Consider the following 16,306-nt stretch of genomic DNA (forward strand, 5'->3'; position numbering starts at 1 on the left):
TTATGATGCGAACAGTTTAACCTGCTTTCTCTAACAAGGACAGCCAACCAATGGCAGCCGAAGTATTAAACATCATATAGAAGACTGATCTAGCTGATAATTTCTAGGACATTGCGACAAAAACGCCACACGTAATTTAAGTGTGGCGTTTGTATTTAGGCTATAAAATGCCTTAGCAAGAATTAGCGTTAGTAAATTGAATCAACATTCAAAGGGCTGTTCTTTGGTTTCTCTAGTTTTAACTGTTCAACCGCACTAAGACCTTTAGAGCTAATTCCGCCACTATAAGACTTAGAGCCATCAGCATTAGTCATTGAGGTTTCGCCCACGTTCCAAGCAACAAAGAAATCACTTAAGTCATAGCTCGAAACATAAGAAGCGCACACCATCATTAGGTCTCCACCAGAAAGCCCAGTCTCGCTAGCGCTACAATAGTTCGTATTAGAGTCACCTTCTCTATCGTCTCGCGCTTTACGATGCATAAGCTTGAACATATTCCAGCCTTCATCTTCACCATACACATCAGATTGGCTTGCGCCGCGTGTATACCAATCATCAATTGCAAAGTTCGATTTCGCCCAGATTTTTAGCTGACCAAACATAACTAATCGTAAACCTGCATCACCATGTGACCACGCATGTTCATTATTAAGCTCCAACCATTTAGGTGCTTTCTTAATATCCGATTTAATGCGATCCATTTCAGGGTTTGAATTGCGACCCTCTAATTCCTGCATATACAACGCAAGAAGGTTATTGGTGACTTCCGTACTACCAGTCGCTAAGAAAGGAGCTGATGCTAAGTTATGACCAACTTCATGCCACAACAGCCAGTCGTTCACAGGGTTGGTTGGAATGTGTGTTCGATTTGCATTAAAGCTTGAGTTCATCACTGGGTAGCCAGAATGAGCCGCACCAATCGAAATCTGCACGTCATTCACAAAACGATGGCGGAACGCCTTCAGTTCTGGATAAGTGAACCTACGGTGTAAACCATCGTTTTGTATCTCATCACGTCCGTAGAAGTTACTTGCAGCTTCAGCGAATCGATTCATATCTGTTGCGAATTGGTTCAAATCAGCGGATTCTAGATTCCTGATTGGTGTCGTATAAATAAATGAACCCGTATCGACTTCCGCAATAGGCCCCTCTGCCGATTGAACTGGGTTAATCCACTCACCCTCTTTCCACCAAGCCGCTTTTAACGCGCCATCAATGCTAAACGAGACTTCACCAAACTCTTTTACTTTCGGTTGAATGTAAATAAGGCCGCCATATGGAACCTTGAAGGTTAAGTTTGAACCGTCGTACGCATAGTTAATTTGCATACGCGGAGGGCGCTTCAAACTGGTTTCATGATTCGGCTTACCTGTAAGGTCATCCGCCATCATCACAGTGATCGTTGCAGCTACACCATCACTAATAGTTACATCTTGAAGCTGAGGAGCCCATAAACCTGTCGATTGATTGTTCCCAGCCGAATACGTGACGCCCTTGCCATCTGTTTGGATAAGAACCGAACTTGACGAAGATGCTCCTGAAGTTCGACCGGGATACATTGTGGTATCAACAACGATTTCATGATCCCAAAAAGAGCGCCCCAACATAATGCGAGTCAGAGGTTTCTCCATGTAATTTAATGGATAGCTCGGATTCAACTGTCCCGATAACTCACCTTCGCCATGAATCATTCCATTAGCGACTAACGACGCTTTTAGGTCAACAGGACACTGTGCATCATTTGTGTCTGTTTGATGTAAGTCTTCGGTATAACAGTTTAGGAACTGAACAGCCTGCTTGAACCCCAACTCATCTTGTATGTCTGTTTCAAAACGGTATGCGTTGTCATTCCACATCCAAACAGACAGGTTATCAAACGCTTGATTCAATTCGCTGTTAGACAGACGCTTACCTTTAGTGCCCTTCGTGCGATAGTAAATCTCGTGCTCGTAAAGCGCTGTAAAGTTAGAACCCAAGTTTGCTGCTTTCACCATACTGTCGACAACGGTTTTACTCACTTCATAGCGGTCGAAATCGGCTCTATGATAAGCACCACGAACAGTGATGCCGTCTCCAGAACGAGTCTCTATACAGTTAAATTCATATTCATACTCGTTCTTACAAAGCTCAGTGCTAACGAATGCCGACTGCAGTTCTTTGATTGCCGCTTCACGCTCTTCTGCCGATTCAACAAAGATACGTGCGGATTTTGTCTCCATGACTGGTACGCCAGACTCATCAAGCACTGGTTTCCCTTCAGCGTCTAACTTAGTAACCTCATAAGTCGGGATTTCAAACTTGATTTTGGATTCATCTTTGATCCACTCAACCGTACCATCTTGATTTACCGTGAATGGAGGCTCTCCTTGGTTATCTTGAAAACGCTCAAGAACCACCATTTCCTTTTCGCTCTTCACGTGAAGATTTGGATACGGCGCTTGGCAATAATAAGAGCTACCGCAGAAAGCTTGGTTTGTCGGCGTAACGTTTTCACCACCTAGTGAAACACCAGCGGCATCCGCCAAGCGTCCAATAGGTTCAGGGTTTGTCGTTTGAATCGCATCCATAAACAAGATATTGCCACCGTTATTAACATAGTTGATAAGAGCGGTAATATCGTCTTGGCTTAAGTTCGGGTTATCCAAGTCAGCAACAAACTGGTTAGTCATACCATCTTGAACCAACTTAGGGGGATATGCCTGAAGGATCAAAATCGGCGTAGTGCTCATATCCAAACCATCAAAGTCACCTGAACCACGCTTTTCTACTGATGCAAAACCATACTGAGGACTAACAAAAAACGTGTACTGCTTACCCATTGTGGAGTGGTGATAAGCCGAATAAGCTTGGTCAATATTGGTGACTGCATTCATCCCAGCAATAGGCAGACCATTATTGAACCACTCAAACAAGTTCGAGAAAAACAAGCTCATGCTGCCTTGGTCATCATGCAGTAGGTTTTCGAACGTCGAAACAGTGCACTGTTGTTTGTTGCTATCGATATGCAATGTTCGATTGGCCCAATAATTTTCAGGGCATGACAGAATACTTGGATATAAGCCATTACCCATGAACACGACTTTACCTTTGCCTATCTCGCCTGCTGTAACGAATGGAAAACCATAAGTCGCGTTGTCTTCAGAGACTAAAGGAATCGGAGGCATCGAGATACTTAGGTGTTGTGCGATGTAAGGTTTGCCTTCACGAGTCCAAGCCTGCTTCTCACCAAAATAAAGCTGACGGTTTTTATCAGTTCTTGGCATCATCACAGGGAATGCTCTGTTCGATATGTTCAGAGCTCGCATACCACGGGTATACCCCGTCGCACCGTAAAAACTACCATTGTCATTGAAAACATGGAATGTGGTGACGTTGTGGAAGATTTGCTGCAAAGACTCCGTAACATACTGACCAGAATCCATAGATAAAACGGCAGGTTGACGAACATAATCCATAAACTGAGGCGTTTGGCGCAGCTGCTCATCGATTACTGCCGTTAACCCTTGGCTAAACTGACCAACAAACTCATTAGGAAGTTCAAAGTCTGTACCCTCTATTAATCCCCCATTTGGCAGAGTTAGGTTGATCAGTTCATTTATAACGTTAGGGTACTTTGAAAAGGTATCTTGGACTTCTTCAGATATCTCATAATGACTTACATGATCAAGCGCGTAGCGCTCTAGTAATGACTGGATATTCGCTTTCTCAACCACATTATTGGTCACATCAGACAATTTATAAGCAATCTGATTACCCGTAATGGAGCCAAACTCAAACGTATCAATACCAAAAACGATTCTGTCGCCCCACAGGTACTCAAAGATTCCCTCTTCATCCGTCACGCCCGTCGCGTTAACCGAAAAGAAACTGATCCCAGAAATCGCTTTACCATTAGCGTCTGTAAGCTTACTGCGAGTTAACACCTTACCTTCAACACTTGGCTTATAAGCATAGGTAGACTCTGCGTCTGCAGAAACAAAACCAGCGTTAAGGTTATTGTCCGCATTAGGGTCAACCGCAGGAACAACTGTTGTGTCTACGTGTGAACTAGGAGCCTTACCTACTTCATCTGTAGACTCTTCTTCTTTCGATGAAAAGTACGCATCAACAGCATCTTGATCATCAAGTTGCGAGAACACATCTTCAATATCAAAAGCATCCAGTTCTTTTAAACAGATAGCACTTTCAGTCTCACAAACATCAATTGATTCGAGTACCTTAGTAACGTTGTCTCCATGTAATTCTGTCAACTCAAATGCCGCATGAAGCGCATCATTTGAAATCGTGCTTTCTGTAACTTCAGGGAAAGGAGCCGTGAAATCACCTAAAGTAAGGTGACCCAAGGTACAACTAAAACTCACGCCTTGTTTAACACTGAACGTTCCGTTTTCAAGATGAACGCCGTCACAGTATACATCTCCAGACACAAACGCCCCACTCGACAACAGTGAACCTATGTAAGTTGTTGGGGGGATAATATCTGTTGGTGGAATAATGTCAGTCGGCGGAAGAATATCCGTTGGTGGAACAATATCTGTCGGCGGAAGAATATCCGTTGGTGGAATAATGTCTGTTGGAGGAACCGTATCAGGGCCGTCACTATAGCTTAGTGAATCGTGATTACACCCGGAAAGAGCCGCGGATATGATAGCCAGCGCAATTAAGTTTTTTTTCATTGAGCGAAGTTGGTCGTAATTTTAAGTGGACCGTTATCTTATAGATTTACTCCATCTCGATGACTATTGTTTTTTGTCTTAACCACAAAGACCATTTCTCATAAGCGATTGAATAAGATAAACAAAATGATAATTGAGACTCTCATTCCAATTGCAAAACCTCTCCCTACCTTAAAACGGAAAAACGCCATATCTCGATTGAGATATGGCGTTTCTACTCAATAGCTCTTAGCCAATTTAGTATCACGTTAGTATCGGCGCAACTGCATCACAATATTAAACATCACCCCCACCAAAAACAGCGTGATCACAATGCTGGCGCCACTCGGTAAGTCATAATAAGCCGACACCGCTAAGCCCGATAAAATACCGACAGTGCCAATCCCAATACTCGCAATAAAGAAGCGAACGCCTTTATACGCAGCTGCACATAACGCAGGAATCACCAGTAACGCAAACTCCAAATATATCCCAGTCAGCTTTACGGTGATCGGCATCAAAATAGCAAAGATAAGATAAAAGCCACTACCCTGCATAAATTCAGGCTTTACGCTAATTAACACCAACATCGCGGCCGTGATTATTGCCAATGGCCAAACGTCATCCCAGGTAGACCACAACAGCTGCCCGTTGAGAATGCCTTGAATAAAATCGGCACCATGAGGATCTTTGCTGACCAATAGAATCGCTAATGAAGCCGATACCACAAACAAACTTCCTATCATTGGTTCTAAGTGTTGTTTGTAACGCTTTTCCATTAACGCAATTAATCCGCATAGCAACAATGACATGACCCACGGGCCAATCATCTCTGCAAACCAAGAGCCGCTAAACAGTGCATATCGGCTCAGCCAATATTGACTCAAAGCAGCGCCAAGGGCAGCCACTTGCGCGACAGCGAGATCAATAAAGATGATCTGGCGTTTGAGGACTTGCTCTCCAAGCACGATGTTACCGACTAATGCAATCAAACCACACAATACGGCAGGTGCCAGCCAGCTATATTCCATCCACATCACGAGCTCTTAGGTGTTTCTGAATCGACCAATGTATCCAACAGATCATCAATCACTTGATCGTACATCTCGTCTAAGCTCTGTCCTTCTGAAACTGAAAGTGGTAACTGAACCATAGGTTTACCGGTTTGTTGATTGAGCCAATTGGCAGGACGCTTATCTTGATGTGATGAATACACAATCGCATCAAACGAAGCAGGATCCAACTTGGTCAATGACTGCAAATGCGACGTAGTCGGTGATATCCCAGGCTTTGGTTCTAAATCAGCAATTTGCGCCATATCTAGCCAGTCAAAGAGGTAGCGATACGTGGCATGATAACCGACTATTTTTTTACCTTGTAACGGCTCAGCTTTGGTTTCCCACTCTGCCAATTTATTACGCCAGTTGGCACGAAACTTCATGCCATTTCGCATGTAGATATGTGCATTGTCAGAATCAACCAGTTGTAAACGTTTGGTGACTTCTCTGGAGATAGGAATCATATACTCAGCAGCAAACTGAACATGTGGATTTCCATGAGCGTGGATGTCTCCCATGCTTCGATCGACATGGTCATGGGTATCAAGCATACCAACCATATCGCTCGCGTATAACATGGTTGCCGAGCTATCTTGAACCGCAGGGTTACCACTGCGTACTTGCAGCATTGGCAACCAGCCTACTTCTAATTCAGAGCCAGAACACATTGCCATATCAGCTTGGCGCATTTTGGCAATAAGTGACGGTCTTGCTTGTACATAGTGCGGGTCTTGTTTAGCCGTAGTCGCCGAGTAGATGTTGGCATCAGGAGCGTGACTGTGAACAAGTGCTTGCCATTCAGGCTCACAAACGAAAATATTCAACGCCATTGCAGACGAAGATACAATTATAGATGAGGATACAATGGCAACACCTGCTGCCATTGTAAGTAGAGATTTCCTAGAATGCATGAGCACCGTGCGCCCCAAAGGTCATCACATACTGAAGGGTAAATACGTTATCTGTCTCTTTACTTTGGTTTTCAACACGAGAGTATTGCGCTCTAACTGTACCAAAATGAGATGAGTCCCAAGCGATCATTGCATCCGCTTCTTTGTCGTTCATTGCAGTAAAGTGCATGTGGTCACCATGTGCGTGTCCATCATAGCTTTCCGCTTCACCATAGCGCAGGCCAGCAGACCAGCTTGGGCTGAATCGGTAAACACCCGATACATAATAGCCTGCTAGCGTATCTGGTGATTCCGCATCATTTTTGTATTTGTCATCAACGATGCCATCCAACAGCATGTACTCAGCTGCAAGCGTGAAGTTTTGGTATTTGTAGTTACCGTTTGGAGCCCACTTCCATACAAAATCAGCACCGTATAAGTTTGAGCCCGTTACAGCTGCGCCGTGGCTATGATCGTGGTCATGGTCATGCCCGTGATCATGGTCTCCAAACTCACGAACTTTACCGTTTTCATTTCGTAAGTAGCTCAGACCAAACTGCCAGCTTGATGACTCTGAAAAGTCGTCACCCAGCTTAAGAGTTGTAGTGTAAACACCAACGTCAGAGCCATCATCAACAGAAGACATCTTGCTACCACTTAGCGCTTCAACACCAAACTTCACATACAGATCTGTAGGAAGAACGATGTTCGCACGAACACCATCATCGTAATAATGAGAGCCTAAGAATGTGCGGTAAGCCGCAGGACGCTCAACAAAACTATCAGTATGCATATGTTGGTTATTCAGGTAACCAAAATCTGATAGGAAACGACCACCTCGGATACTCAAGCCGTAAGGCATTGTTAAGGTTTCAATGAACGCTTCTTCAAGCAACAACTCCGTTTCATCATCATGACTTTCAATGACGGTCGTTAAAGAGCCATAGAACTTATCGTCGATATTGGCCGACATGTTTAATTCGGTATGACCAAGGCCAAACCCTTCATCACGCTCCGAGTTATTACGTTGACCATCTTGATAATAACCATCAAGAACAACGCCAATTTGAGGGTTTGATAACGTGTCGGCAAAAACAGGGGAAACGAGAATGCTACCAACCGCTAGAGAAACCAATTTTTTATTCACAACTTTTTCCTTTCTAAGATACATCACCAATTAATTTATTGTTATGTTATAACATTACAATAAATAGTTAATCGTTGAAATGTAACAAAGTATGAAACAACTCTAATAACAGGGCATTAAATCGGGTAAAAGCCATTAATATTCAACCACATAAACAAAAACAGCAATTGACAAGTGAAAGCGAATAGTAACGGTATTTATCGAAAGACTGATATAAGGAAGGAATGATTCGATGGAACAAAAAACTAGAGTTTGAGTTAACGTTGGCCGCTAAAACAAACTCTAGAGATACTGGTGTCGACTATCGTTTTAAAATCACTAAGGGCGTAGCTTTAAAACTCGGTCAATGTCTTCCGCAGAATGGCGCTCTGGTACTTGCTCCCACTCTTCGCCAAATGAACGGTTAACCACTCGACCTCGTTGGAAGCCTTCACGCGCTTCTAGTTGCTTCGCCCAGCGCACAACGTTGGTGTAAGACTCAACCTGTAGGAACTCAGCAGCATCGTAGATTTTGCCAAGCACAAGGTTGCCATACCATGGCCAAATCGCGATATCAGCGATGCTTAGCTCTTCACCTGCCACAAATGTGTTATTAGCGAGTTGTTTATCTAACACGTCTAGCTGACGCTTAGCTTCCATCGCAAAGCGGTTAATTGGGTACTCTTGCTTTTCATCAGCGTAAGCATAGAAATGGCCAAAGCCTCCACCTAGGAATGGGGCTGAACCTTGTGCCCAGAACAACCAGTTAATAGTTTGTGTTCTTGCTGCCCCTTCTTTTGGTAAAAAGTGACCAAATTTTTCAGCTAAATGCATCAAGATAGATGCCGATTCGAAAACATTAACGTCTTCATCACCAGACTTGTCGACAAGCGCTGGTATTTTAGAATTTGGATTCACTCCAACAAAGCCGGATGAGAACTGATCAGCCTCACCGATGTTGATCAAGTACGCATCATATTCAGCTTCTTCAACACCCGCCGCTAACAACTCTTCCAGTAAGATAGTGACTTTTTGACCGTTAGGTGTGCCGAGAGAATACAATTGAAAAGCATGGTCACCAACAGGAAGCTCTTTATCAAAGCGAGCTCCAGATTCAGGACTATTGATGTTTGCCCACTTGTTACCACCAGCAGTATCGTTAACCCAAACTTTTGGCGGAGTGTATTGTTCAGACATGATATTTCCTTATTAATATAGGGTCTCACAAACTGATATTAGGTCACATGCCTGTGGTTAAAACCCCTGAATACGATTTATTTTCAAACTGTTAAGCATGGCTTATTCCAGAAAGACATAACCCGCTTAAGCGTTAGTGTGTAGAAGGTAAGTCTGTATTCAAACTTCAATCTAATATCGATAAATCCAACGCATCATTTAGCCATGATTTTACGAACGACATACCAACAGCTTCAAGAAAGCTGTGATAAAATCGGGATATTACAATTGATAAGGATTTGGCAATGTCTTCTGATTTCACAGGTTCGAGTGCAGCGTATGCTCGCCAAGAGAAAGGCTACCGCGAAAAAGCACTAAAACTGTACCCTTGGGTTTGTGGTAAATGTGCGCGTGAATTTGTTTACTCAAACCTCCGAGAGCTTACCGTTCACCACGTGGATCACGACCATACAAACAACCCTGAAGATGGCAGTAACTGGGAGCTACTGTGCCTATACTGTCACGATCATGAGCATTCAAAATACACTGATCATGAGCGTTATGGTGTGGATGCAAAAGCGAGTTTAGATGATCATCAGTCAGCAACACACAACCCGTTCGCCGATCTCGCTAAGATGATGAAGAAGTAAACGTTCTTCATCAAGGATTAATAAACAAGAAACCCCAGTATGTCACCATACTGGGGTTTCTTTTATCTGCAGCCATATAGACTATCTCTGGATCAAAAAAGCCTTCCGAAGAAGGCTTTTTAAGAATCAAATCGAATTATGCTGCCGCTTGTTTGCGAGACTCTTCTACCTGTTTAGCGCGCTTTTTCATCGTCAGTTTATCGCGGTATGCAAACCAAACATAAGACACAACCACTAAGAAGAACAGGTATGACAATGAGAAAATGAACGGCGATTGAATGATATCGTTCGAGATACCCCAAGAAACACCGATAACCGTCACTGCAATCTTCGCAAAAAAGCCACACATCAATAGCACTAATGCCAACTGTGGGAAACGCGTGCTGCGGAATGCAAGCCAGTAACAACTGCCTACAGCCAATGCCGCAACGTAGAAGCCGAACAAGAAAGAATGAATATGATCAGCAGCTGCTACACCACCAGTAATCGACATCAATAGAATTAAAAATAGTTTCATAATACTCGCCTCGTAATAGACTAGAAACGCATCCTTTCATTTTTGGAATCTCAGTTTGCGTACTATTTTCCCACTTTTTCCCAACAACACAACCCCTCATATCGAACAAAATGTAAGCAAAAGCACCCACAAAAACCACCATTAACAATTGGTTAACATCCCATTTCTAATAGAACTCCGTTACTCCTTGTCTCATATGAAAAAAGCACTAATTCGATTTATTTTGTTACACAAATTTAACCTTAGAAATTAATTAAAATTATTTGCAACTCTGTGATATCCGCACGGAATACGAGTCTACTAAAAAGTGATCACCTCGAAATCCCAGGAATAATTGGGTGGCAGGGCGAAAATGAACAAAATAGAAAGGTGTTAAAAACATTTTGAAAACCAATGAAAAACAACCCATTAACAAACTAAATTTAATTTACCAAAAATGGAAAAAGAGATTCCAATCACATTTTTATTGGTTATAATCCGCGCTCTTTTGCGCCATCTGTTGATAAACGCAAACTAATTTTGAAGAAACAATCACAATAACCCGTCTTTAGTTAAGTGGCTCTCCACTAACCGATGACAAAACTGAGAATAAAAATGAGCAAGATTGATAAAGCAACACGTATCCTGCTAGCAGGCTTCTGTATCAACCTTTGTCTTGGCATCCTGTATGCTTGGAGTGTATTTAACAAAGCGCTAGTAACTGAAGCTGGTTGGAGTGCTGCTGAAGCATCTTCTCCTTACGCTATTGCAACTATCACATTCTCTGTTTGTCTTCTTGTTGCGGGCATCCTACAAGACCGTATGGGTCCACGTAAGATCCTTATCCTAGGTACAGCGCTTACAGGCCTAGGCATGATTGCTTCTGGTTTCGCTACAACACCTATGATGCTGAACATCACGTTCGGTGTTATGACAGGTGCAGGTATCGGCTTCGGTTACGCATGTCTTTCTCCATCAGCAATGAAATGGTTCCATTCTTCTAAGAAAGGTATGGTTAACGGTCTTATCGCAGCAGGCTTCGGTCTTGCAGCTATCTACCTAGCACCAGTAACTTCTGCGCTAATCGACAGCATGGGTATCCAAACTAGCTTTATGATTCTTGGTGTTGGTGTACTTGCAATCGCAGTACCTCTAGCAGCAACAATCAACAACCCACCAGCGGATTACACGCCAGCTGAGCCTAAAGTAAAAGCAGGCCAAGCTCCTAAAGCGGTTAAGAAGACTGAAGACCTAACTTGGAAAGTAATGCTGAAAACTCCTCAGTTCTACTCTCTATGGATCATGTACGCGTTCGCTGCATCTGTTGGCCTAATGATCATCGGTAACATCACTACGATTGCTAGCGTTCAAGCTAACCTGCCAAACGCAGTTTACCTAGCGTCTATCCTTGCAGTATTCAACTCAGGCGGCCGTGTTGCTGCGGGTATGCTTGCAGATAAAATCGGTGGCGTACGCACTCTACTTCTAGCGTTCATCCTTCAAGGCGCGAACATGGCTCTATTCGCTACGTTCAACTCTGAATTCACGCTAATCATTGGTACGGCTATCGCAGCTGTTGGTTACGGTACGCTTCTAGCAGTATTCCCAACACTTACAGCTGAATTCTACGGCCTGAAAAACTACGGTACTAACTACGGCGTGCTTTACACGGCATGGGGTATCGGCGGCGCTATCGGTGCAGCAGTTGTTGGTTTCTCTATGGCAAACGGCGAAGGTTACGGCCTAGCTTACACAATCTCTGCAGTTATGATGGCGGTGTGTATTGTTCTAGCAATCATCACTAAGCCAATCTCTGAAGCTAAAGTTGCTGAACTAAAAGCATCACAAGCTTAATCATCAGAAAAGATTGAATTTGTTACTGAAGAGCTTAACCTTAGGGTTAGGCTCTTTTTGTATCAAGCGACTTCTCCATTGACGACCGAAACCACTCTTCAGCTCTCCCCTACTTACTATCTCGACAACTTCAATCGGCTGGTTGAACACACTCAAACACTCTACCCCGATCTTTTGAGTGACGAAGAATTCCGTTGGTTATCTGAATACAAACGTCTTTCAATTGCTAGTCGGTGTTTAATGGTTCGTTTGCTTTCTCGCAAGGGCTGCTGGTTTCGAAGTGATAAACTCAGCTATGTTGAGATTCCTGATTTAAATAGTGCACTACGAGAGTTAAACACCTCTGGCTTCATTACGTTAAGTCACCCTACTGACAAACATGACTTGGAAATCACTCAGATCGAACTTGGATTGCACCTACTCACCAAGCCTGAACTGCTAAATGTATTCCCATCTCTTAAGAACAACAAAACTGCTAAAAAAGACCAACTGTTAGCGTTCCTTGAACCACAAGCTTTTGATCAGTTCCAAACTCTACTCTTCGACTGTATTTACGTGGTCGAATCCGAAGTAATTGATGTATTGCTGATTCTCTTCTTCGCCAATACTTACCAAGACCTAAGCCAGTTCGTGTTAAGTGACCTTGGACTCAACACCTTTGAGAGCTATCCATTAAGCAAGCAGCGCCGCTTCTTCACTTCCAGAGATCAACTCAATCAATTGCTCCAGATACGCGATATTCAACGCTTGTATTCAGAAGGAGACCGCAAAGACGGTGAGTTTCTTGAGCAGCTTTTACAATCGATACCTACAGAATCAGAACACAGAAGCATTGCTAGAAAACGATCGCGATTGATCAATGACCTCGCACGTGACCTAGAAAGGCTTAACCAAAATGACCAAGCTACCTTTTGGTTCAAGCAATCTGGACTTCCTCCGAGCAGGGAGCGACTTGCGCGCATCTATGACAAGCAAGATGAATTAGACTTAATGTGTGACATTGTCACGGAAATGCAAGCTACTCCATCGGATGTGTCAGAACTTGAGGTCGCGGTTAAGCTTGAACAGAGGTTATTACGGAAGCAGAGCCACAAGGTTCCTCGCCCTTCAAAGCCAAGTTGCGCGCAGATAAAACTAGAATTGGATCTCAGCCAAACGCGAGTCGAGCTTGCGGTAAAACAACATTTTGAAAGCCAAGGCTGGGATGTCTACTTTTCTGAAAACAGTTTTCTGTGTGGTTTGTTCGGTTTGGCTTTCTGGGATGTCATTTTCTCTGATGTCGAAGGTGCTTTTATCAATCGTTACCAACATCGGCCACTGGACTTGTATCACTCAGACTTCCTAAACAAACGAGCCGAGCAAATTGAAGCTGTGTTCCAAACCATATCCGAACATGGGCTGAACCACTTACTTGAGCAGTACGATAAAAAGCAAGGCATCGCCAATCCCTTTGTTCATTGGAATCATTTCCCTAAAGCACTCATCGAACACAGTATGGAAGCTATTCCTAACGCCTTGATTATCGAACTCTTCAAAGTGTTATTGAGTGACTTAAAGCTATTTAGAACCGGGATGCCCGATTTGATTGCGTTCAAAGACGAAGGGTTTCATTGGATTGAAGTCAAAGGCCCAGGAGATAAACTGCAAGACAACCAATGGCGCTGGATCAAAGAGTTTGAGCGATTGTCCGTCCCTTTCTCTGTTTGTTACGTCAATCAATGAGTCTTACTTTTGGCTCATGGCTGTGAGCTCTTGGCACTTGAATCTAGCTAGGTCTAAGCCTTAATTTCCGAGCAAAAGCGAGTGACATGCATCGACAAGTTACTCTGTCCCATCAAGATCTTATCTATAAGATTGTTAGAACATGAGCATTTTCAATCATTTTCGATATAATTAGAGAAAATGCTTAATATATAAATACGTATGAATTTGAAAAAACTCTTCATTTTAGCTTTTGTTAGTGTCTTCTCAGGTTGTGCCGTCTACGCGGGTTTAAACTTCGACGAACTGTTTGGCGAACAACAAGTACGCGATCGCCAAGCTCCTATTCTTTCGGCTCAAGCACAGCACTTTATTGACGAAGTAAAGCCTATTATTGATAACCGTTGCGTGGTTTGTCACGCTTGTTATGACGCTCCTTGCCAACTCAAAATGTCTTCAGTAGAAGGCATAGACCGAGGCGCGAGCAAGGCACTCGTTTATCAAGGCACCCGCTTAACTGCATCAGCCCCTACTCGCTTATTTGAAGATGCTTTAACCACACAAGAGTGGCGCGATGCGGGTTTTCATCCGGTTCTCAACGAGCGCATGCAAAACTCAACGGCGAACCTAGATGCTGGCCTTGTTTCTCGCATGTTGATTCAGAAAGAGAATCACCCTCTGCCCGATCAAACACAGCTTGAAGGTTTCGACTTTTCAACCGATCGCGACCAACAGTGCCCAACGATTGAAGAGTATGCTCAATATGAGAGAGATTACCCAACTTGGGGGATGCCTTATGGGATGCCGAATTTAGATAAAACAGAATACGCGACTTTAATGAGTTGGTTGGAAAATGGCGCATTAATGAACGACCATATTCCACTAAATGATGCTGAACAAGAGCTCGTTAATGTCTACGAAAGCTTTTTAAATAAAAGTGATAATAAGAGCCAACTTTCAGCTCGTTACATCTACGAGCACCTGTTTTTATCTCACGTCTATTTTTCTGATCTAGCACAACCAACGCGTTTCTTCACCCTTGTTCGCTCTGCAACACCTCCAGGTGAAACGGTACAACGTATCACAACTCGTCGCCCTTATGACGACCCAAAAGTAGACCGTGTTTACTACCGCCTCATTCCAGAGCAAGGCACCATTGTCGACAAAACGCACATGCCTTTCGCACTCAATAAGGAACGACTACAAAAGTGGAATACCTGGTTTGTCGATGCTAACTACGCTGTAAAACAACTTCCTAGTTACAACATTGATGTTTCTGCTAACCCAATGACTTCGTTTGAAGCGCTGCCAGTAAACTCGCGTTTCCATTTCATGTTAGACAACGCTCAAAACACCATCATGGCCTTTATCAAGGGGCCAGTGTGCCGTGGTCAACTTGCCCTAAATGTGATTAACGACCGCTTTTGGATTTTCTTCATTGACCCCGAGAAAGCCGATTTACCAGAAATAAATGCCTTCTACGCGAGCCAAAAGAAAAACTTAAAGCTACCTAGTGAGCTCAAGAGCAACACTGTACCTGTCACAAACTGGGTAAGATACGCGAAGCAACAAGCACGATACCTAAATGCGAAATCAGACTTCACTAATCAATGGTTCGAAAGTGGCGTGAACCTAGACACTGGCATCATTTGGGATGGCGATGGCGTCAACCCAAATGCAGCCCTCACCATCTTTAGACATTTTGATAGCGCATCTGTTGTGCAAGGGTTAGTTGGCACACAACCTAAGACAGCGTGGATTCTTGATTACGCTCTTCTAGAACGCATTCATTACCTTCTCGTTGCAGGCTTCGATGTTTACGGTAACTTTGGCCACCAACTGATTACACGCATGTTCATGGACTTCTTGCGCCTTGAAGGTGAGAGTAATTTCTTAACCCTTCTTCCTAAAGACGTTCGGCATATTGAGCACTCTAGTTGGTATAAAAACCAAAGCACACAATTAAGCGACTACTTGCAGCGTAATATTGCACCTTTTGAACAACCAACCAGTGTGGTTTACAAAACGGCCGATCCTAAACGTGAACTGCTTAATATGATAAAAGATAAGCTTGCACCTGTGCTTGATAATCGCTTTGATATTGTCGAAACCGGTTTGGGTAGAAAGAATGAAGCACTGCTTAATCAAGTGAATTTGATTAAGGGAGAGGGCCTACGTCATGTTCCTCAGTTAGTGATGATCATGATTGAAGGTGAAAACGGCGAAGAGCAACTGTTCACCATGATTCACAATAACGCCCACAGCAACATTTCTAGCCTTTTTAATGAAGAAGGTAACCGTGATTACGCCAACGACGACTTAACACTCGTACGAGGCGTTGTGGGAAGCTACCCTGCCGCTTACCTTTCATTAACCGAGAGCGAGATACCTGCTCTGGTTAAAACGCTGCAAAACTTAAACACAGAAGAGGACTACGTGGCGATGCTAGACAAGTTTGCGGTACGACGCAGTTCTAGTGAGTTCTGGCCGTTCAGTGATCGAGTGCATCGTTGGTATCAACAAAACCAACCGATTGAGTTTGGTTTATTAGATTACAACCGCTTTGAAAATAGATAATAAGTGGTAAGCCTTGGTTTTAGTTCTAGCTCTGGGAGAGATTAGTTTGAAAGGCTAGTCGTTCTGAAAGAAGGCTAACTTGCACGGTATAAAAAATCCTCTGACGAATATTCGTACAGAGGA

10 protein-coding genes are annotated in these 16,306 nt (G+C 43.4%); 4 read left to right on the forward strand and 6 right to left on the reverse strand.

Features of this window, described 5'->3' with window-relative positions; translation table 11 throughout:
* Nucleotides 1–188: 188 nt before the first annotated feature.
* From AB8613_RS23570 to yghU, 5 genes are all read right to left on the reverse strand, one after another.
* Nucleotides 189–4,676: an SslE/AcfD family lipoprotein zinc metalloprotease gene (locus AB8613_RS23570; RefSeq protein ID WP_372385168.1), complete on the reverse strand. Its 4,488-nt coding sequence runs from the start codon at nt 4,674–4,676 to the stop codon at nt 189–191.
* A 248-nt stretch (nt 4,677–4,924) separates the two neighbouring features.
* Nucleotides 4,925–5,692: a metal ABC transporter permease gene (locus AB8613_RS23575; protein WP_372385169.1), complete on the reverse strand. Its 768-nt coding sequence runs from the start codon at nt 5,690–5,692 to the stop codon at nt 4,925–4,927.
* Nucleotides 5,692–6,597, reverse strand: coding sequence for a metal ABC transporter solute-binding protein, Zn/Mn family (locus tag AB8613_RS23580; RefSeq protein WP_372385823.1), 906 nt, complete (start codon nt 6,595–6,597; stop codon nt 5,692–5,694). The genes AB8613_RS23575 and AB8613_RS23580 overlap by 1 nt, the downstream gene beginning before the upstream one ends.
* A gap of 16 nt (nt 6,598–6,613) precedes the next feature.
* Nucleotides 6,614–7,750 (reverse strand): hypothetical protein, encoded by a 1,137-nt coding sequence (locus tag AB8613_RS23585; RefSeq protein WP_372385170.1) that lies wholly within the window; start codon nt 7,748–7,750, stop codon nt 6,614–6,616.
* Between the two features lie 318 nt (nt 7,751–8,068).
* Nucleotides 8,069–8,926: a glutathione-dependent disulfide-bond oxidoreductase gene (yghU, locus tag AB8613_RS23590; RefSeq protein ID WP_372385171.1), complete on the reverse strand. Its 858-nt coding sequence runs from the start codon at nt 8,924–8,926 to the stop codon at nt 8,069–8,071.
* A gap of 284 nt (nt 8,927–9,210) precedes the next feature.
* Between yghU and AB8613_RS23595 the strand changes: the two genes are divergently transcribed.
* A complete protein-coding gene (locus tag AB8613_RS23595) occupies nt 9,211–9,555 on the forward strand; it encodes a YajD family HNH nuclease (RefSeq protein ID WP_017060876.1) in 345 nt (114 codons plus the stop codon).
* 136 nt (nt 9,556–9,691) lie between these two features.
* Here the strand turns inward: AB8613_RS23595 and AB8613_RS23600 are convergent, their stop codons facing one another.
* Nucleotides 9,692–10,072, reverse strand: a complete 381-nt coding sequence (locus tag AB8613_RS23600; protein ID WP_146490125.1) for an NADH:ubiquinone oxidoreductase — start codon at nt 10,070–10,072, stop codon at nt 9,692–9,694.
* A gap of 594 nt (nt 10,073–10,666) precedes the next feature.
* On the opposite strand from AB8613_RS23600, the gene AB8613_RS23605 reads away from it, so the two are divergent.
* From AB8613_RS23605 to AB8613_RS23615, 3 genes are all read left to right on the forward strand, one after another.
* Nucleotides 10,667–11,905 (forward strand): OFA family MFS transporter, encoded by a 1,239-nt coding sequence (locus AB8613_RS23605; protein WP_061017387.1) that lies wholly within the window; start codon nt 10,667–10,669, stop codon nt 11,903–11,905.
* Nucleotides 11,906–11,962: 57 nt separating this feature from the next.
* A complete protein-coding gene (locus AB8613_RS23610) occupies nt 11,963–13,627 on the forward strand; it encodes a VRR-NUC domain-containing protein (RefSeq protein WP_372385172.1) in 1,665 nt (554 codons plus the stop codon).
* A 201-nt stretch (nt 13,628–13,828) separates the two neighbouring features.
* Nucleotides 13,829–16,183: a fatty acid cis/trans isomerase gene (locus AB8613_RS23615; protein ID WP_372385173.1), complete on the forward strand. Its 2,355-nt coding sequence runs from the start codon at nt 13,829–13,831 to the stop codon at nt 16,181–16,183.
* Nucleotides 16,184–16,306 lie beyond the last annotated feature (123 nt).

The sequence above is a fragment of the Vibrio sp. BS-M-Sm-2 genome (genome assembly GCF_041504345.1).
Classification (GTDB): Bacteria; Pseudomonadota; Gammaproteobacteria; order Enterobacterales; family Vibrionaceae; genus Vibrio; species Vibrio satsumensis.